The sequence below is a fragment of the Cupriavidus sp. 10L45 genome, assembly GCF_056395225.1.
In genome coordinates this window covers 31,629-54,250 of sequence record NZ_JBFTJC010000018.1, presented here as the reverse complement: position 1 = coordinate 54,250, position 22,622 = coordinate 31,629, and the positions used below count along the sequence as shown (strand labels likewise).

Genomic DNA, 22,622 nt, shown 5'->3' with positions numbered 1-22,622 from the left:
GCAGCGTGAGGGGAAGTATCGCGGTGCGGTGCGGAGGCCGGAATGGATTAGCGAGAGGCGGGTGCGGGAGGGGATTTGTCGGCAGTGGCCCGCTCGGCGGCGCGCGCCTGCCACCCCGGCGGCACCACGAAGCCGCGCGAGCGTTCCTGCCAGATGCCGGGCTGCTCGGGCCCGGCGGGCGCCAGTTCGCAGACCATCACCGGGGCTTCACGCCGCCAGCTATGCGCCTGGTGCGGATCGGCAAAGCGTTGCGCCAGCGCGGTGTGCAACGCGGCGGCGGACTCCGTCTGCGACTCGGGCACCCGCGCGCCCGAGAGCCAGTCCGCGCGCGGCAGCCGGCACCAGCGCGTGGTGGCCGCCGCCGGGTGGGCCTGCGCCCGCGCGGCCCAGTCCTCCAGCGTGGACCACCAGCCGTGCAGGTGATCGGGCGCGATGCCCAGCGTATCGAGCCCGGCCGGCAGGCGGCCATCGCGATAGAACAGCCAGCCCAGCAGGTAGACCTCGCTGCGGTCGATGGGATGGGTGAGCACCGCCTGCGCTTCGGCCGCGCGGCCCAGCGGCAGCTGACGGCCGACGATATGGTCGAGCTTGTCCCCTAACCGATCGACGAGATTGGGGCCGACGAAGTTGCGGCGGTCGGGTGGCGTGCCCGGCTGTCCATCCACCATCAGGTAGAACTTGGCCGCCATCTCCCAGTGCACGGTCTGCGCGCTGGCGGGATCGCGCCAGATCACGTCCAGTTCGCCCAGCGTCTGGATGCCATGGCCGTTGGCGCGCCGGATCGGCACATTGGCGGCGACGAGTTCGATCCCATCGGCCCGATGCAACGCGAAGTGGAGCAGCCGCTCGGCATGGCGGCCCAGGCGCAGGCTGCGGCTACCCGTGGGGTCCGGGTGGCCGCTCAGTTCGGCGATGGTTTCGGGAAGTGTGGCGGGGTCGGCGCGCTCCAGCCAGCGCTGCCACGCGGCCTGCGCGCCGGGCGGCCAGTAGGCCAACGCGGCGCCGGCGCCGTAGCCAGCCGGCAGGTGCGAGAGCAGCGGCGGCGAGAGCGAGCACCACGCGAGATCGCGCACCCGCTGGGACGCGGCGGTGCGCCACAGGGGCGCCGGCCCGTCGGCGCCGGCTGCTACCGGCCCGCCCGGGCGGATGGCCTGCGCGGGATCAGGCTTCAGCTCCCGCACGGTCGTGTACCTCGCGGGCCAGACACAGGTCTTCCCATGCGCGCGCCTTGTCGGTCAGCGTGCGCAGCAGGTAAGCCGGATGATAGGTCACCACCACGGGAATCCCCTCGTACCGGTGCACGGTGCCGCGCAGCTTGCCGATGGGCGTCGTCGAGCGCAGCAGCGACTGCGCCGCGAAACGCCCCAGCACCACGATCACCTTCGGCCGGATCAGCGCGATCTGGCGGCGCAGGAACGGCTCGCAGTGCGCCACCTCCTCCGGCTCCGGATTGCGATTGCCGGGCGGGCGGCACTTCAGCACATTGGCGATAAAGACATTGCGGTCGCGCGCAAGGCCCAGCGCGCCGAGCATGTTGTCGAGCAGCTTGCCGGCCTGGCCGACGAACGGCTCGCCCTGGAGGTCTTCATTCTCGCCCGGGGCCTCGCCCACTAGCATCCATTCGGCGCGGCGGTCGCCCACGCCGAGGACCGTATTGGTGCGGGTGTCGCTCAGGCCGCAGGCGGTGCACTCGGCCACGGCGGCTTCCAGCGCCGCCCAGTCCATGGCGGCGATGGCGGCGTCCCGGGCCAGAGCGGCCTCATCCTGCACGGCGGGTTGCGGCGGCGGCGACAGGGCTTCGATCACCACGGGGCGCGGGGTGGCGGCCGGGGTGGTCATCACCACGTCGACTTCGGGTTCGATTTCGGCCACGGCTACCGTGGCGACCTCGATTTCGACCTCGACGTCGGCTTCGGCCTCTACAGGCGCCCCAGCCAACCGGCGCGGCACCCATTCCGACGGGATGCCGAGCACTTCGAGGAACTGCGCGCGGCGATTCATGCGGACTCCTTGCCTTCGTGCCAGGCCCGGCGCAGCACGAGCGCGTCTTCGCGCCCATTGGCCGTGGCCGGATAGTAGCCCTTGCGGCGGCCGATCTCGGCAAACCCGGCTTCCTCGTACAGCGTCAGCGCGCCCACATTGGACGGGCGCACTTCCAGCAGCATGGTGCCGAGGTTGTGGGCATGGGCGGTGGCCAGCGCCACGGCCAGCAGCAGCCGGCCATGGCCCTGCCGCTGCCGGCGCGGGTCCACGGTGATATTGAGCAGGTGCATTTCGTCGACCACCGGCATCAACACGGCATAGCCGACCAGCGTATTGGCTGGATCACGGAGCGTCAGGCCGATATGGCCCGATTTCAGGGAATTCTCAAAATTGCCGCGCGTCCAGGGATGGCTGTAGGCGCGCTGCTCGATATCGGCCACGGCGTGCAGGTCCAGCGCGCTCATGCGGCCGAGCGTCCAGCCATCGCCCAGCTCGGGCATGACCGGCACGGCCGGCCATTGGGGCGACTCGGGCAGCAGCGCGGCGCTCACGCGGCCTCCCCTGCGGCGGCCTTCGCGGCCTTGGCGGCTTTATCAGCTTTCTCGGCGGCAATCGCCTCGCGCTCCACGATGGTGTGGGCAACCTTGTTGCGCACATAGATCGGCATGGCGTCGGCAGCGTCGATGGTCTCGCCGCGCGCCAGCGCCCGCAGGCCGATGGCCACCGCGGCGCGGGCGTCCGGCATGGCTTCGGGCATTACGCGGCCGGCCTGCGCGGCCACCTGGAGCCGTTCGCCAAACACGGTCGAACCATTGCCGGCGAGCCAGAACGCGCCATCGGGCTGCGCCACGGCTTCGGGCGGTCCCACCTGCACCGGGCCCTCCATCGACCACTCCATTGCGGCGGCGTCCCAGCGGAACGTGGCGGCATAGGTCTCGTCCATGCGGGCGTCGAGCGCAACCAGCACGCGCGTGTCCGCCGGCAACGATGAAGTGCCGGATCGGACGCTTTCCGCGCACATCGTCAATACATTGATGGGAATTACCGGCAGATCAGCGCCGAAGGCGAGCCCTTGGGCCACGCCGCAGGCGGTACGCAGGCCAGTGAACGAGCCGGGGCCGGCGCCAAACGCGATGGCGGCACAGTCGGCCAGCGTGATGCCGGCCTCGGCCAGCACTTCGGCCACGGCCGGCAGCACGCGCGCAGACGACCGCGCGCCCGTATGCTCATGGCGGGAGAAACACTCGAGGGCGCCGTCAGTGGCGGCGCGCCCCAGTGCGACGGAGCACCACTCGGTGGAGGTCTCGACAGCAAGAATCCAGGACATGGCGCGATTGTATCCGGAGCGCGGCCAAAGCTGTATTGGCAGGCACGCCGGCACCGTGCGCGACAGACCGTGCCGCCGCGCGCGGACCGAAGGCTTCTTCGGTTTTTCCGCCGCAAACGGCGCGGCGCGGCGGCTATCATCGCACTTCTACGCCCACTCATTACCCGGAGACACCATGAGCGACCTGCAGGCCCGCTTCGACCAGGCCCTAATCGACGTCAAGACCCTGAGCGAGCGTCCCAACAATATGACGCTGCTGCGCCTCTACGCGCTTTACAAGCAGGGTGCCGAGGGCGACGCCCACGGCGACAAGCCCGGCATGACCGACTTCGTCGGCCGCTACAAGTTCGAAGCCTGGGAAGCCCTCAAGGGCACCAGCCAGGACGACGCCAAGCAGAAATACGTCGAACTGGTCGGCGAACTGCTGGCAGGCACCGCCAGCTAAGCCCCCGCTAGGCCCCTGCCCCGACCGGCATCGGCTTCGGCCGGATACGCCACGCGGCCAGGATCGCCGTGGCGATCACCACGCCCACGGCCAGGAAGGTCTCATCGAATGCCGCGATCCGGGCGACCGGATCGCCACCCGGCCCGAGCACCGCGCCGTGCTCCGCCAGCCGCCACTGCAGCCCCACCCCCGCCAGACTCACCCCGATCGCCCCGCCAAGCTGCCGCAGGAAATTGATGCAGCTCGAGCCTTGGGCGATCAGCGAGAAATCCACCCCGCGCATCGACCCGAGCGTCAGCGACGGCAGGATGGAGCCGAGCCCGATCCGCCCAATCACCGCATAGAGCACCAGCAGCAGGTAAGGCGTGGCCATCGACCCGGTGGCCATCAGCAGGAACGACGCCGCCAGCAGCGCCAGCCCGAACGACACCTGCCGGTGCGGCAAGATGTAGTTGGTCAGCCGCCCCGCCACCGCAATCGTCACCGCCAGCACAATGCCGGCCGGCATCAGCACGATGCCCGCCTGCGACGGCGTATAGGCCAGCGCCATCTGCATGTAGACCGGCAGCAGGTAGGTGGAACCGAACAGCCCGGCGCCATAGATAAACGCCACCACGGCCCCGGCCGAGAACTGGCGGTAGCTGTAGAGCCGCATATCCATCAGCGGCTCGGGCGCGCGCAGCTGCCAGACCACGAAGCCCGCCAGCAGCAAGACGCCCAGCCCGGCCAGCGCCAGTCCGGCCGGCACGTTCTCGCGCATTTCCACCAGCCCGTTGAGCAGCGTCACGGTGGCCACGCCGGCCAGCGCCAGCCCGCGCCAGTCGAGTGCCTTCCGCTCGCCGATCATCGCCGAGTCCACGGCCATATAGCGGCGCGCCATCCACAGGCCGATGAGGGTCAGCGGCACCACCACGAAGAAGATCGAGCGCCAGCCGAAGGTCTCCACGAGGAAGCCGCCCACGCTTGGGCCGATGGCTGGCGCCAGCACCACGCCGAAGCCGAACAGACTCAGCGCCTTGCCCTGCTCGCGTTCTTCGAACACGCGCAGGATGAAAATATTGGGCAGCGGCTGCATGATGCCGGCCGCGATGCCCTCGGCCACGCGCATGGCCAGCATCACGCCGAAGGTGGGCGAAAACCCGCCAATCAGCCCGCCCGCGCCCAGCAGCAACAGGCTGCCGACGAAGGTGCGGCGCAGCCCGAATCGGTTCAGCAGCCACGGCGTGAGCAGCATCGACAGCGTCATGGCGATCATGAAACTGGCCGCCACCCACTGCGCGCGCTCCTGGCCAAGGTGGAAATGCCGGCTCAGGTCCGGCACGGCCACGTTGACGATGGTCGAGGACACGATGGACGACATCGTGCCCAGCATCAGCGTGACCAGGATCAGCCAGCGCAGGCGCTCGCCATAGCGGGCGCGCAGCACGGCGCGTGTCGGCCCGCCGGCCGGCTGCGAGCCCGTCACCCGAGCCGCCCGGTGTGAGCGATCTCCCGGATCTTGCGCACCGTGTCGAGGTCCGCCTCGTGGTATGCCGACTTGACGATCTCCGCATAGCGGTCGTCGCCGCTGTCATCCGTGTCGGGCAGGGTCGTTTCATAGATGAAACGCACCAGCAGCGCGCCCGGCGCGGGGGTCTCGATGCTCATCGACAGCCTGCCGCCGGCATGCTCGGCCGTGGCCGCAGTCTCATAGCGCACCGCGCGCCGTGGCTCGAATACCACGCGGTCCTGTATCGACGTCTTTCCGAAATGCAGCACGCGGTCCAGCCAGCCATCGCCCCGCGCCAATACCTCGGCGCGCTCCAGCCCCAGGACGAACAACTCGGGCGACTCGGCCCGCAGCACCAGGCCCTGCCACAGCTGTTCAGCGGTCAGCGGCTCCAGCGTGGGATTGCCTGGGTCATTGATCTCCACCAGGTGTTCAAAACGCAACTTGACTCTCCAATCTCGTGAATGTCCATATTATGAAGGCTCCTTGCGCGCCGCGGCGGTCCGCGCTTTCCTTTTCAGAGTCATCTCATAGCCGCCATGCAGCGCATCGATGATCCTGTCCGGACTGGCATCACTCCTGACAGCTATTGTCAGGAGTGCCGGCGCACAATGCTGGCCCGGGCAAGGAAGGCGTCAGGAGCCGTCAGGAGCGGACAGAAGTGGAAAAGCACGAACCGACACTGGCCGCCGCCACGCCCGAGAACGCTCATGAAGCAGGAGGCTGGCATGGAGTTGCTGATCAATATCGACGTCGATGACCTCGAACACGGCATCGGCTTCTACGAAGCAGGACTGGGATTGCGGCTGGGCCGCCGGCTGTTCGACAACAGCGTGGCGGAAATGCACGGCGCCTGCGCGCCGATCTACCTGCTGGCCAAGGAGGCCGGCACGGTGGCCACGGCGCGGGCCGATGCGCGGCGCGACTACGCGCGGCACTGGACCCCCGTGCACCTGGACTTCGTGGTGGAAAACCTCGAAGCGGCCATCGAGCGCGCGCTGGGCGCCGGCGCCGAGATCGAGGACTGGCCGCAGGACTTCGACTGGGGCCGGCAGGCCCGCCTGTCCGACCCGTTCGGCCATGGCCTGTGCTTCATCGAATGGCGGGGCCGGGGCTACGGCGCCGTGGCGGGCCCCTGACCCACGAGCCAGCCACAAACAAAAAACCCCACGGCGCGAACCGTGGGGTTTTTCATTGCAAGCCTGAAGAAACTCAGACTTCCTCGTACAGCGGCAGCGTCAGGAATTCGGCGAAGTCTTCCGACGTCGACATTTCCTCGAAGATCTGCGCGGCGCGATCATAAGTGCTGGTATCGCCACCCACGAGTGCCTTCACCTTGGCCAGTTCTTCCGGAATCAGCGCGCGCACCAGCTCGGCGGTCACCTTGCGGCCGTCTTCCAGCTTGCCCTTCGGCGAGCGGATCCATTGCCAGACCTGCGAGCGCGAGATCTCGGCCGTGGCGGCATCTTCCATCAGGTTGTGGATCGGCACGCAGCCGTTGCCGGCCAGCCAGGCGCCCAGGTAATGGATGCCCACGTTGATGTTCATGCGCAGGCCGTGCTCGGTGATCGGGGCCTCGGGCTTGAAGTCGAGCAGGTCGGCGCCCTTCACGTTCACGTCCGGACGCTGCTTCTCGAACTGGTTCGGCTTGTCGCCGAGCACTTCCACAAATTCCTTCATCGCCGGCGCGACCAGACCCGGGTGGGCCACCCAGCCGCCGTCGTAGCCATCGGTAGCGTCACGGCGCTTGTCGCTGATGATGCCTTCCATGGCGATGGCGTTCTTTTCCGGATCGTTCTTGATCGGGATCAGGGCGCTCATGCCGCCAATCGCGGGCGCACCGCGCTTGTGGCAGGTCTTCAGCAGCAGCAGCGCGTAGGCGCGCATGAACGGCGCGGTCATCGTGACCTTGGCGCGGTCTGCCAGGCAGAAGTCCTTGTCCACCTTGAACTTCTTGATGCACGAGAAGATGTAGTCCCAGCGGCCGGCGTTCAGGCCAGCGCTGTGGTCGCGCAGTTCATAGAGGATTTCCTCCATCTCGAACGCGGCCAGGATGGTCTCGATCAGCACCGTGGCCTTGACCGTGCCCTGCGGCAGGCCAATCTCGTTCTGGGCCATCACGAAGATGTCGTTCCAGAGGCGGGCCTCCAGGTGGCTTTCCATCTTCGGCAGGTAGAAGAACGGGCCGGCGCCACGCGCGATCTGCTCGCGGGCGTTGTGGAACAGGAACAGTGCGAAGTCGAAGATGCCGCCCGAGATGCGCTTGCCGTCGATGGTGACGTGCTTCTCTTCCAGGTGCCAGCCGCGCGGGCGCACCTGCAGCGTGGCGATCTTGTCGTTGAGCTTGTAGTGCTTGCCGTTGGAGTCCAGCGTCAGCGTGCGGCGCACGGCGGCCTTCAGGTTCACCTGGCCCTGCATCTGGTTGTGCCAGTTCGGGGTGTTGGAGTCCTCGAAGTCCGTCATGTAGCTGTCAGCGCCCGAGTTGAAGGCGTTGATCACCATCTTGGCTTCCACCGGACCGGTGATTTCCACACGACGGCACTCCAGCGCCTGCGGCACCGGTGCCACCTTCCATTCGCCTTCGCGGACGCTCTTGGTCTCCGGCAGGAAGTCCGGGAGTTCGCCGGCATCCAGGCGCTTGGCGCGCGCCACGCGGGCGGCCAGCAGTTCCTGGCGGCGCGGCTCGAAGGCGCGATGCAGCTTGTCGACCAGGGCCAGGGCTTCCGGCGTGAGGATGTCTTCGTAGGCCGGCAGGATGTCGCCGGTAATCTTCATGCCCGCGGGCAGCGTGATAGCCATCAGTCTTCTCCTGTGTGTGCGATGGTGTGTTGTTGGGTGGACCCGTCCGTCAGACCGCGACGCCGGAGGCGGCGAGGAAGGCCAGCAGGTCGTTCATGTCGTGCCCGGTGCCGGTGGGCGCCACGTCCAGGCGCTCCGCCGGGTGGCCGGCACGGTTGATCCAGAAAGTCTTGTAGCCATACCAGGTGGCACCGCACGCGTCCCAGCCGTTCGAGGACACGAAGGCGATGTCCCCGGCGGGCAGGTCGAAGGCCTGCGGCCCCAGCGCGTAGGCGGCCGGCGCGGTCTTGTACTGGCGCACCGCATCGACCGACAGCACATGGTCGAACAACCCGTGCATGCCTGCGCTCTTGACCGAGATGTCGAGCATCTCGGGGTTGCCATTCGACAGGATGCCCAGCGGCAGCCCCGCGCGGCGCAGCCGCTTGAGCGCGCCGAGGTTCTCGGGGAAGGCCGAAAGGCAGGCGTACTCCTTGAGCAGTTGCGCCTCGGTGGCCTCGCCCAGCTTCAGCCCGAGGCGCTCCGCGGCGTAGCGCAGCGCATCCACGGTCAGCGCCCAGAATGGCTTGTACAGCGCGCCGTCCGGCGCGGCCATGGTGCGCAGCCGCGTGTAGTCGATCTGGCGTTCGCGCCACAACAGCGCCAGGGCCTCTCCCTTGCCGGGAAACAACTGCTCCGCGCGCGCCGTGACCGAATACACGTCGAACAGCGTGCCGTAGGCATCGAACACCACCGCGCGGATCTTGTTCATGGAGGGACTGAATGGGCCTGTACACCGTTGAATGCATCCGATTGTAGTCAGTCGTTGCAGTGCGGCAAAGTCGCACCGGGTCACTTGATCTTTTACTTTTGGGCAACTAATCTTGGCCGATCCGCACAAGACTGTGTATTAACCGGCGAGCTTTCGTGGATCATTTCAAGCAATTGGAGACTTTTGTATCGGTCGCGTCACGTGGCAGCCTCTCGGCTGCCGCCGCCGCCGAAGGCGTGGCGCCGGCGATCATCGGGCGTCGCATCGATGCGCTGGAAGAACGGCTCGGCGTGAAGCTGCTGGTGCGCACCACACGCAAGATCACGCTGACGTTCGAAGGCTCCGCCTTCCTCGAGGACTGCCAGCGCATCCTGAACGACCTGCACAACGCCGAGGCCAGCGTCTCGGCCGGCGGCGTCAAGGCCAGCGGCCACCTGCGGGTGACCGCCCCGGCTGGCTTCGGCCGCAAGCATGTGGCGCCGGTGGTGCCGCTGTTCATCGAATCGCACCCGGACGTGACGCTTACGCTCGACCTCTCCGATCGGGTGGTCGATCTCGTCAACGAAGGCTTTGACTGCGCCATCCGCCTCGGTGACCTGCCCGATTCCAGCCTCGTCTCGATCCGCCTGGCGGAAAACCGCCGCGTGGTGGTGGCCTCCCCCGGCTATCTGGCCCGCGCCGGCACGCCGAAGCTGCCGGAGGACCTGTCACGCCACAATTGCCTGGCTTTCGGCGCCAGTGCCAACGTGCAGCGCGGCTGGGTGTTCCAGCAGGATGGGCGCGCGGTCACGGTCAAGGTGGGCGGCAATATGGAATGCACCGACGGCGCCGTGCTGCACGCGTGGTGCCTCGAAGGCCATGGGCTGGCGTGGCGGTCCTGGTGGGAGGTGGGCCAGGAAATCGCCAGCGGCCGGCTTGTCACCGTGCTCGACGACTTCCAGGCGCCGCCCATCGGCATCCACGCGGTGTTCCCCCAGCGCAAGCACCTGCCGCTGCGCGTACGGCTGTTCATCGACCATCTGAAGCACACCTACGGCAACCCGGCCTACTGGCGCCGCGCCGAGCAGGCGCCGACCAGCGCCGCCGCCGAGGCGTCCGCCGCCGTGGCATAGGTGGTTTCACCCACTGTAAACATTGATATTCCGCAATGGCGACTGCTTCACACTGACTACAATCCAATCAGACAGGCGCCGTCTGGCCTGCCCCGCCTTATCGTGAAATCTTTAAATTCGTGAAAGGAGGTATGGCATGTTCAAGCACATCCTGTTGCCCACCGACGGGTCGGAACTCTCCAAAAAGGCCATCAATGGCGGCCTGGAGCTGGCCAAGGCGATTGGTGCCCGGGTCACCGCCTATGTCTGTCTGGAGGAATACCCCTACACGCCGTTTAGCGAGATTGTCGTCGAGGCCCCGCAAGCCTTCCGGGACCGGATCGAGAATCAGGCGCGGCTCTACCTGAAGGAGATCGAGACCGCCGCCGTGGCCGATGGCCTGCCGTTCGACGCCGATATGACCACCTTCGCGGTGCCCTACCTCGGCATCATCGACGCGGCCGAACGCCATGGCTGCGACGTGATCTTCATGGCTTCGCACGGCCGGCGCGGACTGTCCGGCCTGCTGCTCGGCAGCGAAACCCAGAAGGTCCTGACTCACACCGACATCCCGGTCATCGTTTATCGATGACACGCTGAACCAGCGGCATCCCGCCGCGTCAGTTCACATCAAGGCCGCGCACGGCAACATGCGCGGCCTTGTTGCTTCATATGTCATCGCCGCATCGCAATTCCGCCAGGATTGTGCCGATTGGCCCTAGGAATTGGACGAACTACGATTCTCTTGATCCCCGCCGTTGACGAGAATCCATCATCCATTTCCAACTGGGAAGAGCATGATGGCAATCGATCTTTACGTCCGCCCCTTGACCCGCCGAGCAATCTGTCTTGGCGTCAGTGCGCTGCTGGCCGCCTGCGGTGGGGGCGGCGACGATTCGGAACCGATTGGCACGGACATCTCCGTGACCCAACCCGAGGCGGGCCCGGCCCCGCTGCCGCCCAACGTCGAACCCGCGCCAACGCCCCCCACGCCGGAGCTACCCGCGCCTGCGCCCACGCCACCGGCCCCTGTTCCCGTCCCGCCCGAGCCGCAGCCGATCCCGCCCGTTCCCCACCCGGGACCGCCCACCGAGACAGAAGTGATCACGCGGGACTCGGTACTGAAAACGCAGGCTCGCGTATACGCCGAAGCCCTATGGAAGTCCGCCGAAACGCTGGACCCTGGCCGCGCGCTGCCGGTCAACAAGTCCTGCATGAACGCGCAAGGCGTGGCCAGCCCGGTGGGCTGGGTGTTCACCGGCAACCTCGGCCAGTTCATCTGGAACGTGACTGCCGCGCGTGATCTCGGCCTGCTGGACGCCGCCGAAGCCCAGCGGCGCGTGGCGCGCCATCTGGACTCCCTCGCCGTGCTGCAAGCAACAGCCCGGCAGAATGGCGCGCCCGGTGGCCTGTTCCATGGCACCACGGACAACCGGACAGCCGTACCCTCCGGCGATGTGGGTTCGATCGAGAATGCCTGGCTGGCGGTCAGCCTCGCCATGGCCAAACAGGCGTACCCCGAGCTCGCCGCGCAGGCTGGCGCCATCCTCGGCCAGATGCGCTTCGAGACCATGGTGCATCCGCAAAAACAGCAATACGAGATCTCCTTCAATCCCAAGACGCAGACATATTCGGGGATGACCTACGGCCTGCTCGGCGAGACACGGCTGCTGGCCTATGTCGGCATCGCCCTCGGAACCGTGCCGCGCAGCCAGTATTTCAACATCGGCCGCGTACCGACCTGGGCCGAGCGCTCGCAGGACCCGGCGAAGTTCCGCACCTACGAGGGCGTCCGGGTATATGAAGGCACCCGCTCCTATGACGGCCGGCATTTCATGCCGACCAACGGCGGCTCGGTGTTCGAATCGTTCGCGGTGCCCGTGGTGATTTCCGAATCCAAATGGGGCCCCAACAGCTGGGGGCGCTCGCATCCGAACATGGCCAAGACGCAGATCAAGTACGGCCTCGACACCTTTGGCTACTGGGGCTTTTCGCCCGCTTCCGTGCCGGCCAACGCCGGATACACCGAGTACGGCACGCCGCCGGCTTCGCTGGGCGGCTCCGGCTACAACCCGCGCGGGCAACACGTGGCGACCCGTGCCGGCCCGGTGGTGTCGCTCTACTCGGTCCTGCTGTTGATCGAGGAGGACCCCGAGGCGGTGATGGCCAACATGAAAAAGCTGCTCGACAACTTCCCCACGCTGAACCACCCGCAATACGGCCTGATGGACAGTGTCGACGTGGAAAACGGCACCGTTTCCAAGTGCCTGCTCGCCGGCAACGTCGGTTGGGCGCTGGGCGCCGTGACCAACTACCTGACCGATGGCAAGCTGCGCGGCTATGTGGACAAGGAATGGGGCCATGCACTGCAGCCCCTGCTGGAGATCGAGGAATTCAGCATCCCGGCGGAGCCTGCGCAGCAGGGCTAAAAATGGTGGCTGATCAGCCATGCGGCCATCGCGCTCGGCAATGTGCCGCGCAGCCAGTACTTCCACCTCGACCGCGTGCCGGAATGGGCCGAGCGCAGCATCGACCAGTCGAAGTACCGCACCTATGAAGGCGTGCGCGTCTACGAGGCCTCGCGCAGCTTCGGGGGGCAGTCCTTCATCCAGACCTGGGGCGGCTCCGTGTTCGAGACCTTTGCCGTACCGATCATGATCAACGAGCAGAAATGGGGCATCAACAGCTGGGCGCGCTCGCATCCGAACATGGCCAAGGCGCAGATCCAGTATGGGCTCGACCAGTTCGGCTACTGGGGCTTCTCGCCCGCCACCATTCCGGCCACGGGCGGGTACACCGAGTACGGCGCACCGCCGCTGTCCGTGGCTGGCGGCTACCGTCCGGTGGGGCAGCGCGAGTCCACCCGTGCCGGCCCGGTGGTATCGCCCGAAGCCGTGATCGACGCCATGCGCAAACTGACGGCCAACTTCCCCACCCTGAACCATCCGACATACGGCCTGATGGACAGTGTCGACGTGCAGACCGGCGTCGTATCCAACTGCGCGCTGTACCTCGACAACTCGCTGGCACTGGGCGCCGTGGCCAACTATCTAACCGATGGCAAGCTGCGTGGTTACGTCGACAAGGAATGGGGCCACATCCTCCAGCCGCTGCTGGAGATCGAGGAATTCAGCATCCCGGCGCAGCAGCCCTAGTCCGGCTGCCGTCCCCGGAATGAAAAACGCCGCGCCGTCCCCTACCGGACGGCGCGGCGTTTTGTCGCCTTATCGACGACTAGCCAGGTATCAGGCCACCTTCTTGTCGAAGAACTGCTCGTCTTCGGTCGAGCCCTTCAGCGCGGTCGTCGACGACTGGCCGCCTTCGATGGCCTGCGTCACGGCGTCGAAGTAACCGGTGCCCACTTCGCGCTGGTGCTTGACGGCGGTGAAGCCCTTCTCGGCCGCGGCGAACTCGTTCTCCTGCAGTTCCACGAACGCGCTCATCTGGTTGCGGGCGTAGCCGTGGGCCAGGTTGAACATCGAGTAGTTCAGCGAGTGGAAGCCAGCCAGCGTGATGAACTGGAACTTGTAGCCCATCGCGCCCAGTTCCTTCTGGAACTTGGCGATCGTGGCGTCGTCGAGGTTCTTCTTCCAGTTGAACGACGGCGAGCAATTGTAGGCCAGCATCTTGCCCGGGAACTTGGCGTGGACGGCCTCGGCAAACTTTTTGGCGAACTCCAGGTCCGGCTTGCCGGTTTCGCACCACACCAGGTCAGCCACTTCGGCGTAGGCCAGTGCACGGGCGATGGACTGCTCGATGCCCGGCTTGGTGCGATAGAAGCCTTCCACGGTGCGTTCGCCGGTCAGGAACGGCTGGTCGCGCTCGTCCACGTCCGAGGTCAGCAGGTCGGCGGCTTCGGCGTCGGTCCGGGCGATCACCAGCGTCGGGGTGCCCGAGACGTCGGCAGCCAGGCGCGCGGCCGTCAGCTTGGCCACGGCTTCACGCGTCGGCACGAGCACCTTGCCACCCATGTGGCCGCACTTCTTCACCGAGGCGAGCTGGTCTTCGAAGTGAACGCCGGCGGCGCCCGCGTCGATCATCGACTTCATCAGTTCGAACGCATTCAGCACACCACCGAAACCGGCTTCGGCATCGGCCACGATCGGGGCGAAGAAGTCGGTGTCACCCTTGCCTTCGCTCCACTGGATCTGGTCGGCGCGCTGGAACGTGTTGTTGATGCGCTTGACCACCATCGGCACCGAGTTGGCCGGGTACAGCGACTGGTCCGGGTACATCTCGCCGGCCAGGTTGGCGTCGCCGGCCACTTGCCAGCCGGACAGGTAGATGGCCTTCAGGCCGGCCTTCACCTGTTGCATGGCCTGGTTGCCGGTCAGCGCGCCGAGCGTGTTGACGAACGGCTCGGTGTTCAGCAGGTGCCAGAGCTTGTCGGCGCCGCGGCGGGCCAGCGTGTGCTCGATCTGGACCGAGCCGCGCAGGCGCACCACGTCTTCGGCGGTGTAGTGACGTTGAATGCCCTTCCAGCGGGGGTTGGTGTCCCAGTCTTTTTGCAGGGCGTCGATTTGTTGTTGGCGGGAAGTCATGTTCACTCTCCTGATGACAGATGGGTAGTTGGCGAAAATTCGGGTACTTGGCTTCGGATCTTGTGACACCCTGCGTCGCCGTGATTTTGGCGTCTCAGGTCATGTGTCTTATATAAGAGTGTAGGGAAGCTTCCCGCGTCGCAACAGCGCTCATTCATCGTCAGGCAGAGATTTTTAATCCTTAATAATCAGTATGTTGAAAAACAATTTTCACGATGCGGCACGCAATCTTTCATGATGAGAAATGCCCGTTGTGCCGCGCACCCATGTATTTTTGCGCACCAAAACAGCTTTCCACATCATGAAATATTGGCAGCCGAGGACGACACTCGGGCTTTTGCGAGGTCCGGCGACGCCGGTGCGCCTTCCAGATGGTCGACAAATTCGCTGACCATCGTCGCCATGCGCCGGGGCTGGGCCAGCGGCAGCCAGTGGTGGGCCTCCACCTGCCGGCGCCAGAGGTCCGCCACCCATTTGCCGTGGTTCTCGGTGAGTGCGGGACGCACGTAGCGGTCCAGCGTCGGCACGATGACCTGCACCGGCGCATGGGCCCGGCGCTCGCGCGGGGCGCGCAGCCGGGCGCGGAAGTTGGCGCGATAGAGCCGCAGGCCATGGATGCCATCGGCGGTCTGCGTGGGATTGGGCGGCGCGAACAGCCCCTCGGTATGGCGCAGCCAGTGTGTCCAGCCGCGCCCGAGCCAGAGGCGCCAGTGCCATTCGGGCAGCTTGGGAATATGGAAGAAGACGATGTACCACGAGGCCAGCGCCTGCCGCAGCGTGGCGCGCCGCTGCGCCCACGTGCGCCGCTCCGATGTGCGCAGCGCGCTGGCGGCATGGTCGAGGCACGGCCCCGAGCACGAGGTGAACGACGCGATGCGCCCGTAGAGGCGCGGGTCGGTCACGAATTCCCAGCCCTGGATCGATCCCCAGTCGTGGCCGACCAGATGCACGCGCCGATCTGGCGCCACGGCGTCGATGACCGCGATGAAATCATCGGCGAGCCGTTCCAGCCGGTAGTCATCCACGCGCGGCGGCACGTCCGAGGCCCCAGCGCCGCGCACGTCGTACGCAATCACATGGAAGCGGTCGGCCAGCGCCTCGGCCACGCCGTGCCAGACGTGGCTGTTGTCCGGGTAGCCGTGCACCAGCACCACCACTGGCTTGGCGGGATCGCCCCACGCCGTTGCCGCCAGCCGTACGGTGCCGGACTGGACGTGGAACTGGCAGGCCGGATAGGGATACGGCTGCGGCCCGTCTCGCTCTATATCTATATGCAGGGGATGGCTGGCAGGCATCGGCGGCAGGCTCCGGGGATGGCGCGATGACAGCCGGTGCTGTCATCGTCGATCCATGCTACGCCGAACGCCGCACCGCCGCGAGCCGCGCGACGGTGTTTGAAACGTGACAAGTCTGGATCAGGCCGCCACGCCGTCGCGGGCCTTGCGGTAGGCCACCCAGTCGCCGCTGTCGATACGGGCGAGCCCGGCCACGGCAGCATCGGCCACCGGATACAGCAGACATTCGATGGGCGCGCCGTTGCAGTCGACGATGCAGGATTCGCGCAGGAACAGCGTGGCCTGACCCGGGTAGACCTCCTCGATCTCGTCGAGCACGGGCAGCAGCGCGTCGGGGATGTCGTAGAGATCGCCGGTCACCGGCCCGGCCGCCGCGTCAGGCACAAGCCCCGGATAGGTGCCGAAGTCATACAGCCGGCCCGCCAGCACGCCCGTGCCGATCAGCGTCGGCGCGGCAATGCCATGGCGCGCAGCCGCGCGGTTCAGGTCGTTGACCTCGCCGGCACGCAGCGTACCGTAGACGAAAACGCGGGGCATCAGGACGTCTCCTCGGAAAATAGCCACTCGGGAAGCGGCCATGGTAGAGGAAATATGGCGGATTGAGGCGGCCTGCCGCCTTACATCTGCTTGAACAGGTGCGCGTACTGCCGCGCCACCGGCAGCACTTCCTCGCGGTCGCGCAGCCGCAGCGAGAGCCGGCCCAGCGACTGGGGGATCGCGCTGGCCACGCAGTCGATATTGACCACCGTGCCGCGATGGATCTGCCAGAAGCGGTCCGGGTCCAGCTGCTGCGCCAGTTCGCGCAGGCTGGTGCGGATCAGCGCCTCGCCGCTGGTGGAGACCACGTTCACGTACTTGTCGGTGGCTTCGAGGTAGACCACTTCGTCCACCGGGATGATGCGGACCTCCTGCCCCACCAGCGCCTTGATAAAGCGCAAATACTGCCCGGCGGAACGCGTCGGGGTCTGGTTCTCGAGCGACTCCAGCCGGTGCAGCAGTTGCGCGAGCTTGTCTGCATCGACCATCGCGCCCACGTCGTGGGTCTCGTGGCTGCTGTCCCGGGCCTCCATGCGCGCCTTGAGCCGGCAGACGGTGGCCTCCAGCCGCTCGCGCTGCACCGGCTTCAGCACGTAGTCCACGGCGGCGCGCTCGAAGGCTTCCAGCGCGAACTGGTCGTAGGCGGTGACGAAGACCACCAGCGGCGGGTCGTCGAACTCGATCAGTTCGCGCGCCACGTCCATGCCGCTCATGCCGGGCATGCGGATGTCGAGGAAGGCCACGTCGGGCCGATGTTCGCGCGCGGCATCGAGCGCCGCCACGCCGTCATGGACCACGGCGACGATATTCGCCTCGGGCCAGAGCCCGGCCAGTTCGGACGCCAGCACGCGGGCCAGCAGCAGTTCGTCGTCAGCGATCAGCAGGGTCGGACTCATGGGGTCGGACTCGGGGAGGCAGAAAGGAATCAGGAACTGGAAACGGCAGGCGCGGCCATGGCCGGCGCGCTACCTTGCGCGGGAGCGCGCACGGGGGCGAGCGTGGGATCGGTCCGCCGTACCAGCGGCAGCGTCACCCGCACCACCACGCCGCGCGGGGTGTTTTCTTCCATCTGCATGCTGGCTGTGGCGCCGAAGATCCGCGCCAGGCGCTCGCGCACATGGGTCAGACCCATGCCCGAGCCCTTGCTGTGGCCCTGGCAGAAGCCCACGCCGGTATCGGCGATGATGACCTGCACGCTGCCGTCGCCGGCTTCCCGGGCAGACAGCGTGATCTTGCCGCCCCGCATGCAAGGCTCGATGCCGTGCGTCACCGCGTTCTCCACCAGCGGCTGGATCAGCATCGGCGGAATCTCGGCCTCGGCCAGCGCCGGCGGCAGGTCGATCTGGAAGTCGAGCCGCGCGCCAAAGCGCATGCCCTGGATATCGAGATAGCTGCGCAGCAGCTCGAACTCCTGCTTCAGCGTGCACTGCTCCGCCCGCGTGTGTTGCAGCGACATGCGCAGGAAGCCGATCAGCCGCTGCAGCAGTTGCCGCGCCGCGCGCGGATCGGTGGCGATCAGCCCGTCGAGGTTGGCCAGCGAGTTGAACAGGAAATGGGGTTCGATCTGCGCCTGCAGCGCCATCAGCTGGGCGCGCACGAGCTGCTTCTCGGATTCTTCGCGCTGGAGCGCGTCCAGCGCGGCCTGCCGTTCCAGGTAGGCCAGCTTCTCGCGCGACCAGTAGAAATAGATCATGCTCGCCGAGGCCAGCATGCCCACCACCAGGCACATGCGCAGCATGTCGCCGGTCTCGGCCTGCGACTTGACCGGCAGCCCCAGCAGCGCGCGCGTGGCCCAGCTACCGAGCACCACGCCCAGCGGCACGGCCACCACGGCCAGGCACATGAACGGCCAGCGGCGCGGGCGGTCGTTCCACCAGATCAGCACGCGCGGCACGTCGATAAAGACCCAGATCGACAGGCCAATCAGCTGGCTATAGAGGAAGTTGTGCGCGAAGGTGCCACCCGTCTGGAAGCCGTAGTTCAGGCTGACGGCGATCACCGTGTTCATGCAAAGCACGAACAGCAGGTCGCGGCCAAGGATATTCAGCCGCGATGGCAGCGCGGTGGAGAGGCAGCGCTTCATAGGCGGACGTCCGCCAGGATGACGCACCCGTCCCCGGCGACATGGATTTGCCGCATGGTCTTCCCTCCTCGTTGATTCACGGCAATGGCCGCGTGGCATTCTGATGATGCACTGCAGCATGCATCCGCCTGTTATCGCAATTTGCTTAAAAGGCGGTCTGCGTGAGGGCACTTTACGCCGGACGCGGCGAGGAAGGAAGCATCGTGCGACGAAACGGCGGCACACGGCGCGAAGTGTGCGCCGGGCCGACCGGGAGGCAGGATTTTGGGGAGATCTGTTGTTGGCGACCCCGCGAACGGCCGTTTGAAAGCCGTTCGCGCAGGATCAGGCGGCCAGCGCCGGACGGTTGACGCTCTCGGCCAGCGCCGTGGACACCGTGTCGCGCGACAGATGCGGCGCGAACATATTGATGAACGCGTGCGCGTAGCCGCGCAGGTAGGCGCCTCGCCGCACGGCCACGCTGGTCGTGTTCGGCTCGAACAGATGGTCGGCGGAGATCCGCACCAGGCCGGCGTCCTTGCGGGCGTCGTAGGCCATCGAGGCGATGATCCCCACGCCCAGGTCCAGCTCGGCATAGGTCTTGATCACGTCGGCATCCATTGCCGTCAGCACGATTTCCGGCTGGAGACCGGCATCGGCAAACGCCCCGTCGATCTTGCGGCGCCCGGTGAAACCGGCGTCGTAGGTGATGATCGGGAAATTGGCGATGTCCTCCAGCGTCGGCTCGGGCAGCCGCGTCAGCGGATGCTCGGGCGAGACCACCAGCACGTGCTGCCAGCTATAGGCCTCGAACGAGGTCAGCCCGGCCTCGTTGGCCACGGCCTCCGTGGCGATGCCGATGTCGGCCTGCCCGGTCAGCAGCAATTCGACGATATGGGACGGCGACGCCTCCTGCAGCGCCAGCGTCACATGGGGATATTCGCGGCGGAAGCTCTGCACCACCTTCGGCAGCGCATAGCGCGCCTGCGTGTGGGTCGTGGCCACGGTCAGGCGGCCGGTATGGCGGCCCGCGAACTCATCGCCGGCCTGGCGCAGGTTCTCGGCCTCGAGCAATAGCCGTTCGACGATGCGGACGATCTCGCGGCCCGGCTCGGTCAGCCCGGTCAGCCGCTTGCCGTAGCGTTCGAAGATCTCCACGCCGAGTTCTTCCTCGAGTTCGCGGATCTGGCGCGACACGCCCGGTTGTGACGTATAGAGCGCATTGGCCACTTCCGTCAGGTTGAACTGACGGCGCACCGCCTCGCGGATCGATCTCAGTTGCTGGAAGTTCATGGGGGCGCTCCTGGGTGCTCTGTTTATAGGGGGCGATCAGTTACGGGTGCCGGCCGTGAAGACGCGCAACTGGCGCGGACGCACCGCCAGCAACTCGCCTTCCCGGAAGCCCGCATGGCGGAAGCGTTCGAGCGGCAGCGCCACCTCGATCACGTCCTGGTTGTCCTCGCGTTCCAGTTCGAGCTGGGCCACCGGGCCCAGCGTCAGCGCGCGGCGCAGCGTGACGGCGATGCCATCGGTGCCCGGCGCGTAGCGCTCCACGTCCAGGTCATGCGGGCGGACGTAGGCCACCGCGTCGCCGGCGGTCTCGTGGCCGCTGCCCACCACGGGCAGCACCGAATCGCCCGTGTGCAGCAGCCCGCCGGTATCGCCCACCTCCAGCCGGCCATGGAACAGGTTCACATTGCCGAGAAAGCCGAACACGAACGGCGTGGCCGGATGGTTGTAGACCGCCTCGGGCGTGCCGAACTGCTCCACGCGGCCGTGGTTCATCAGCACCACCTGGTCGGCCACTTCCAGCGCCTCTTCCTGGTCGTGCGTGACGAAGACGCTGGTCACGTGCAGTTCATCGTGCAGGCGGCGCAGCCAGCGGCGCAGTTCCTTGCGCACCTTGGCATCCAGCGCGCCGAACGGCTCGTCGAGCAGCAGCACGCGCGGCTCCACGGCCAGCGCGCGGGCCAGCGCAATCCGCTGACGCTGCCCGCCCGAGAGTTGCGCCGGGTAGCGGTCGGCCAGCCAGTCGAGCTGCACCAGTTCCAGCAGCGACTTCACCTTCTCGCGGATCTTCGCCTCCGAAGGCCGCTCGGCGCGCGGCTTCACGCGCAGGCCGAAGGCCACGTTCTCGAACACGCTCATGTGCTTGAACAGCGCGTAATGCTGGAAGACGAAGCCGACGTTGCGCTGGCGCACGTGCTGCGCCGAGGCGTCCTGCCCGCCCAGCACCACCTGGCCCGCATCGGCGCGCTCCAGCCCGGCGATGATGCGCAGCAGCGTGGTCTTGCCGCAGCCCGAGGGCCCCAGCAGCGCGGTCAGCTCGCCTTCGTCGAAATCGAGCGAGACGTTGTCCAGCGCGACGAAATCGCCGAAATGCTTCTGTACGTTCCTGACCTGAATGCTCATGATGGCTGCCCTTGCAGTGTCGGCGCGGGGCGGCTCGCGCCCTCGTCCTGATGTTCCTTGCTGGCGCGGAGTTCCACCAGCGTCTTGATGCCCAGCGTGACCAGCGCCAGCAGCGTCAGCAGCGACGCCACCGCGAACGCGGCCGCGAAGTTGTACTCGTTGTAAAGAATTTCCACGTGCAGCGGCATGGTGTTGGTCAGGCCGCGGATATGGCCCGAGACCACCGACACCGCGCCGAACTCGCCCATCGCCCGCGCATTGCACAGGATCACGCCATACAGCAGCCCCCAGCGGATGTTCGGCAGCGTGATATGGCGGAAGGTCTGCCAGCCGGAGGCGCCCAGCACGATGGCGGCCTCCTCTTCCTCGCTGCCCTGGGCCTGCATCAGCGGAATCAGCTCGCGCGCCACGAACGGGAAGGTGACGAAGATCGTCGCCAGCACGATGCCCGGCACCGCGAACATGATCTTGATATCGTGCGCCTCCAGCCACGGGCCGAACCAGCCCTGCGCGCCGAACATCAGCACGTAGATCAGGCCCGAGATAACCGGCGAGACCGAGAACGGCAGGTCGATCAGCGTGGTCAGCAGCTGCTTGCCCCGGAATTCGAACTTGGCGATGGCCCAGGCGGCGGCCACGCCGAACACCACGTTCAGCGGCACGGCGATGACGGCCACCAGCAGCGTGAGCTGGATCGCCGAAACGGCGTCCGGCTCCACGAGCGCGGCGAAGTAGGTATCGACGCCCTTCTTCAGCGCCTCGTAGAACACCGAAGCCAGCGGGATGAACAGGAACAGGCCGAGGAACAGCACCGCCACTGTGATCAGGGTGTAGCGCACCCACGGGGCTTCGCCGGTGGCGTCGTGGCGGTGCGGGGCGCCGGTGTTGGCGCCGAGTCGGGAAATTGCGCCGGCCATGTCAGTTCGCCTCCGGATTGCCGTCAGGCAGCGCAGCAGCGCGGCGGCCCGACTGGGAACGGCGCGTCCACGCCTGCAACAGGTTGATCAACAGCAGCAGCCCGAACGAGATCACCAGCATCACCACCGCCACGGCGGTGGCGCCGGCGTAGTCGTACTGCTCCAGCTTCGAATAAATCATCAGCGGGGCAATCTCGGACACCATCGGCATGTTGCCGGAGATGAACACCACCGAGCCGTACTCGCCCGTGGCCCGGGCGAACGACAGCGCGAAGCCGGTCAGCAGCGCCGGCAGGATGGCCGGCAGGATCACGCGCCAGAAGGTCTGGAGCCGGGAGGCGCCCAGGCTGGCAGCGGCTTCCTCAAGCTCACGCTCCACGTCTTCCAGCACCGGCTGCACCGTGCGCACGACGAACGGCAGGCCGATGAAGGTCAGCGCCACCACCACACCAAGTGGCGTAAACGCCACCTTGATGCCGAGGGGCTCCAGATACTTGCCGATCCAGCCATTGCCCGCGAACAGCGCCGTCAGCGCGATACCGGCCACGGCGGTGGGCAGTGCGAACGGCAGGTCCACCAGCGCGTCGATCAGGCGCTTGCCCGGAAAGCGGTAGCGCACCAGCACCCACGCCACCACCAGTCCGAACACGGTATTGATGATGGCCGCCACCAGCGAGGCGCCAAAGCTCAACTGATAGGACGCCACCACGCGCGGCGCGGTCACCGTGGTCCAGAACGCGTCCCACGTCATCGTGAACGTCTTCAGGAACGTGGCCGACAGCGGGATCAGGACGATCAGCGTCAGATAGAAGATGGTGAAACCCAGGGACAGGCCGAAGCCGGGCAGCACGGTAAACCGTTGCGTGCCGGAGCGGGCCGGCCGACGCGGCGCGTCGGTGGGCGCGGGGGCCGCCAGGGTGATCGATGGGGGCATGTCGTCTCGTCTTATGAAGCCGGCGCATAAGGCGCCGGT

General features: G+C 66.8%; 23 protein-coding genes. 6 read left to right on the top strand and 17 right to left on the bottom strand.

Translation table 11 applies throughout. The features are described from left to right. Positions 1-47 precede the first annotated feature (47 nt). The 4 genes from AC1DFU_RS25940 to tsaB are packed head-to-tail and all read right to left on the bottom strand — an operon-like array spanning position 48 to position 3,310. On the bottom strand, positions 48-1,181 hold the full coding sequence (locus AC1DFU_RS25940; RefSeq protein ID WP_441593596.1) for a DUF1853 family protein: 1,134 nt from the start codon (positions 1,179-1,181) through the stop codon (positions 48-50). Continuing rightward, on the bottom strand, positions 1,162-2,001 hold the full coding sequence (locus AC1DFU_RS25935; protein WP_441593595.1) for a uracil-DNA glycosylase: 840 nt from the start codon (positions 1,999-2,001) through the stop codon (positions 1,162-1,164). Before AC1DFU_RS25935 ends, AC1DFU_RS25940 begins: the two co-directional genes overlap by 20 nt. After that, positions 1,998-2,534, bottom strand: a complete 537-nt coding sequence (gene rimI / locus AC1DFU_RS25930; protein ID WP_441593594.1) for a ribosomal protein S18-alanine N-acetyltransferase — start codon at positions 2,532-2,534, stop codon at positions 1,998-2,000. Before rimI ends, AC1DFU_RS25935 begins: the two co-directional genes overlap by 4 nt. Continuing rightward, entirely contained in the window at positions 2,531-3,310 is a 780-nt protein-coding gene (gene tsaB / locus AC1DFU_RS25925; protein ID WP_092289361.1) for a tRNA (adenosine(37)-N6)-threonylcarbamoyltransferase complex dimerization subunit type 1 TsaB, read from the bottom strand. The genes rimI and tsaB overlap by 4 nt, the downstream gene beginning before the upstream one ends. 175 nt (positions 3,311-3,485) lie before the next feature. On the opposite strand from tsaB, the gene AC1DFU_RS25920 reads away from it, so the two are divergent. Then, positions 3,486-3,755, top strand: a complete 270-nt coding sequence (locus tag AC1DFU_RS25920; protein WP_092289362.1) for an acyl-CoA-binding protein — start codon at positions 3,486-3,488, stop codon at positions 3,753-3,755. Positions 3,756-3,762: 7 nt separating this feature from the next. On the opposite strand, the gene AC1DFU_RS25915 is transcribed toward AC1DFU_RS25920, so the two are convergent. Both AC1DFU_RS25915 and AC1DFU_RS25910 read right to left on the bottom strand, forming a co-directional pair. Then, on the bottom strand, positions 3,763-5,220 hold the full coding sequence (locus AC1DFU_RS25915) for a DHA2 family efflux MFS transporter permease subunit (protein ID WP_255370646.1): 1,458 nt from the start codon (positions 5,218-5,220) through the stop codon (positions 3,763-3,765). Then, positions 5,217-5,687 (bottom strand): SRPBCC family protein, encoded by a 471-nt coding sequence (locus tag AC1DFU_RS25910; protein WP_092289366.1) that lies wholly within the window; start codon positions 5,685-5,687, stop codon positions 5,217-5,219. Before AC1DFU_RS25910 ends, AC1DFU_RS25915 begins: the two co-directional genes overlap by 4 nt. 285 nt (positions 5,688-5,972) lie before the next feature. Between AC1DFU_RS25910 and AC1DFU_RS25905 the strand changes: the two genes are divergently transcribed. Further along, positions 5,973-6,383: a VOC family protein gene (locus AC1DFU_RS25905; protein WP_092289367.1), complete on the top strand. Its 411-nt coding sequence runs from the start codon at positions 5,973-5,975 to the stop codon at positions 6,381-6,383. A 73-nt stretch (positions 6,384-6,456) separates the two neighbouring features. On the opposite strand, the gene aceB is transcribed toward AC1DFU_RS25905, so the two are convergent. Both aceB and AC1DFU_RS25895 read right to left on the bottom strand, forming a co-directional pair. Continuing rightward, positions 6,457-8,043, bottom strand: coding sequence for a malate synthase A (gene aceB, locus AC1DFU_RS25900; RefSeq protein ID WP_092289369.1), 1,587 nt, complete (start codon positions 8,041-8,043; stop codon positions 6,457-6,459). Positions 8,044-8,092: 49 nt separating this feature from the next. Continuing rightward, the gene (locus AC1DFU_RS25895; RefSeq protein ID WP_441593592.1) at positions 8,093-8,794 is read right to left on the bottom strand and encodes a haloacid dehalogenase type II; all 702 of its coding nucleotides are present in this window, start codon (positions 8,792-8,794) and stop codon (positions 8,093-8,095) included. 155 nt (positions 8,795-8,949) lie between these two features. On the opposite strand from AC1DFU_RS25895, the gene AC1DFU_RS25890 reads away from it, so the two are divergent. From AC1DFU_RS25890 to AC1DFU_RS25875, 4 genes are all read left to right on the top strand, one after another. After that, complete coding sequence (locus tag AC1DFU_RS25890) at positions 8,950-9,906, top strand: LysR family transcriptional regulator (RefSeq protein WP_092289372.1); 957 nt, start codon at positions 8,950-8,952, stop codon at positions 9,904-9,906. Positions 9,907-10,042: 136 nt separating this feature from the next. Next, a complete protein-coding gene (locus AC1DFU_RS25885; RefSeq protein WP_092289374.1) occupies positions 10,043-10,477 on the top strand; it encodes a universal stress protein in 435 nt (144 codons plus the stop codon). 331 nt (positions 10,478-10,808) lie between these two features. Continuing rightward, positions 10,809-12,314, top strand: a complete 1,506-nt coding sequence (locus AC1DFU_RS25880) for a DUF3131 domain-containing protein (protein ID WP_441593591.1) — start codon at positions 10,809-10,811, stop codon at positions 12,312-12,314. A gap of 42 nt (positions 12,315-12,356) precedes the next feature. Beyond that, the gene (locus tag AC1DFU_RS25875) at positions 12,357-13,040 is read left to right on the top strand and encodes a hypothetical protein (protein WP_441593590.1); all 684 of its coding nucleotides are present in this window, start codon (positions 12,357-12,359) and stop codon (positions 13,038-13,040) included. Between the two features lie 90 nt (positions 13,041-13,130). Here AC1DFU_RS25875 and aceA read toward each other — a convergent pair whose 3' ends face one another. The 9 genes from aceA to cysT form a co-directional block, all read right to left on the bottom strand. Next, entirely contained in the window at positions 13,131-14,426 is a 1,296-nt protein-coding gene (aceA, locus tag AC1DFU_RS25870; RefSeq protein WP_092289378.1) for an isocitrate lyase, read from the bottom strand. Positions 14,427-14,725: 299 nt separating this feature from the next. Beyond that, positions 14,726-15,721: an alpha/beta fold hydrolase gene (locus AC1DFU_RS25865; protein ID WP_441593589.1), complete on the bottom strand. Its 996-nt coding sequence runs from the start codon at positions 15,719-15,721 to the stop codon at positions 14,726-14,728. 120 nt (positions 15,722-15,841) lie between these two features. Further along, positions 15,842-16,258 carry a gamma-glutamylcyclotransferase family protein gene (locus AC1DFU_RS25860; RefSeq protein ID WP_092289381.1) on the bottom strand — a complete coding sequence of 139 codons (417 nt, stop codon included), beginning with the start codon at positions 16,256-16,258 and terminating at the stop codon, positions 15,842-15,844. 80 nt (positions 16,259-16,338) lie between these two features. After that, positions 16,339-17,154, bottom strand: coding sequence for a LytR/AlgR family response regulator transcription factor (locus AC1DFU_RS25855; RefSeq protein ID WP_441593588.1), 816 nt, complete (start codon positions 17,152-17,154; stop codon positions 16,339-16,341). A gap of 29 nt (positions 17,155-17,183) precedes the next feature. Continuing rightward, entirely contained in the window at positions 17,184-18,341 is a 1,158-nt protein-coding gene (locus AC1DFU_RS25850; protein ID WP_092289385.1) for a sensor histidine kinase, read from the bottom strand. Between the two features lie 324 nt (positions 18,342-18,665). Continuing rightward, positions 18,666-19,613 (bottom strand): CysB family HTH-type transcriptional regulator, encoded by a 948-nt coding sequence (locus tag AC1DFU_RS25845; RefSeq protein ID WP_092289387.1) that lies wholly within the window; start codon positions 19,611-19,613, stop codon positions 18,666-18,668. Positions 19,614-19,649: 36 nt separating this feature from the next. Further along, the gene (locus AC1DFU_RS25840) at positions 19,650-20,732 is read right to left on the bottom strand and encodes a sulfate/molybdate ABC transporter ATP-binding protein (protein ID WP_092289389.1); all 1,083 of its coding nucleotides are present in this window, start codon (positions 20,730-20,732) and stop codon (positions 19,650-19,652) included. Next, positions 20,729-21,649, bottom strand: a complete 921-nt coding sequence (cysW, locus tag AC1DFU_RS25835) for a sulfate ABC transporter permease subunit CysW (protein WP_441593587.1) — start codon at positions 21,647-21,649, stop codon at positions 20,729-20,731. The genes AC1DFU_RS25840 and cysW overlap by 4 nt, the downstream gene beginning before the upstream one ends. Before the next feature lies 1 nt (position 21,650). Next, positions 21,651-22,583 (bottom strand): sulfate ABC transporter permease subunit CysT, encoded by a 933-nt coding sequence (cysT, locus tag AC1DFU_RS25830; protein WP_092289392.1) that lies wholly within the window; start codon positions 22,581-22,583, stop codon positions 21,651-21,653. Positions 22,584-22,622 lie beyond the last annotated feature (39 nt).

Bases quoted from the DNA above. Each gene is read 5' to 3' on its own strand.
- tsaB (WP_092289361.1), bottom strand. From the start codon at position 3,310: ATGTCCTGGATTCTTGCTGTCGAGACCTCCACCGAGTGGTGCTCCGTC.
- AC1DFU_RS25920 (WP_092289362.1), top strand. From the start codon at position 3,486: ATGAGCGACCTGCAGGCCCGCTTCGACCAGGCCCTAATCGACGTCAAG.
- AC1DFU_RS25840 (WP_092289389.1), bottom strand. From the start codon at position 20,732: ATGAGCATTCAGGTCAGGAACGTACAGAAGCATTTCGGCGATTTCGTC.
- AC1DFU_RS25905 (WP_092289367.1), top strand. From the start codon at position 5,973: ATGGAGTTGCTGATCAATATCGACGTCGATGACCTCGAACACGGCATC.
- AC1DFU_RS25845 (WP_092289387.1), bottom strand. From the start codon at position 19,613: ATGAACTTCCAGCAACTGAGATCGATCCGCGAGGCGGTGCGCCGTCAG.
- aceA (WP_092289378.1), bottom strand. From the start codon at position 14,426: ATGACTTCCCGCCAACAACAAATCGACGCCCTGCAAAAAGACTGGGAC.
- AC1DFU_RS25895 (WP_441593592.1), bottom strand. From the start codon at position 8,794: ATGAACAAGATCCGCGCGGTGGTGTTCGATGCCTACGGCACGCTGTTC.
- AC1DFU_RS25850 (WP_092289385.1), bottom strand. From the start codon at position 18,341: ATGAAGCGCTGCCTCTCCACCGCGCTGCCATCGCGGCTGAATATCCTT.
- AC1DFU_RS25855 (WP_441593588.1), bottom strand. From the start codon at position 17,154: ATGAGTCCGACCCTGCTGATCGCTGACGACGAACTGCTGCTGGCCCGC.
- AC1DFU_RS25935 (WP_441593595.1), bottom strand. From the start codon at position 2,001: ATGAATCGCCGCGCGCAGTTCCTCGAAGTGCTCGGCATCCCGTCGGAA.
- cysT (WP_092289392.1), bottom strand. From the start codon at position 22,583: ATGCCCCCATCGATCACCCTGGCGGCCCCCGCGCCCACCGACGCGCCG.
- cysW (WP_441593587.1), bottom strand. From the start codon at position 21,649: ATGGCCGGCGCAATTTCCCGACTCGGCGCCAACACCGGCGCCCCGCAC.
- AC1DFU_RS25860 (WP_092289381.1), bottom strand. From the start codon at position 16,258: ATGCCCCGCGTTTTCGTCTACGGTACGCTGCGTGCCGGCGAGGTCAAC.
- AC1DFU_RS25885 (WP_092289374.1), top strand. From the start codon at position 10,043: ATGTTCAAGCACATCCTGTTGCCCACCGACGGGTCGGAACTCTCCAAA.
- AC1DFU_RS25865 (WP_441593589.1), bottom strand. From the start codon at position 15,721: ATGCCTGCCAGCCATCCCCTGCATATAGATATAGAGCGAGACGGGCCG.
- aceB (WP_092289369.1), bottom strand. From the start codon at position 8,043: ATGGCTATCACGCTGCCCGCGGGCATGAAGATTACCGGCGACATCCTG.